This window comes from Dellaglioa sp. CoH-57-MRSF-22, assembly GCF_056781895.1.
This window is the reverse complement of sequence record NZ_JBXAXT010000118.1, coordinates 1-376: the sequence shown is the minus strand read 5'-3', so window position 1 is coordinate 376 and position 376 is coordinate 1. Positions and strand designations below refer to the sequence as shown.

Here is a 376-nt window from a genome sequence, read left to right as displayed (position 1 = left end):
TTCTTCCAGTGAATGGATGTGACTTCCACGACATCCGCACCCGCTTCATCATTGACCTTGAACGCCCAAATCAGTTTCGGCTTATCGTTCGTCTCGTAGTCCATACGAAACGTGTTTGGTGCGATGACCAGACCGTCAAGCGCAAACGGCGCAGTCTCCCGGGCCTCAGCCAGCGCAGCTTCGAGGAACGCGCGGTTCGGCTGCACTTCGAAGAATGGCACCGTTTCGAATCCCCACTGCTTTGCCTTGTTAAGGCCTTGCCGGACAGTACTGATGTCCTCATTGTGGTAGACGCCAAGTACCACCATAGACACGTCGCGGAGCGCCCGACTCGACCACGAGCGATTGAACAAGCCGTTGACCATGGCGCGCGCAT

General features: G+C 56.6%; 1 protein-coding gene. It reads right to left on the bottom strand.

Annotated elements, in window-relative coordinates:
* A partial coding sequence (locus AC1RPR_RS08460; RefSeq protein ID WP_481763509.1) for a hypothetical protein occupies window positions 1–376 on the bottom strand: 376 nt, incomplete at both ends.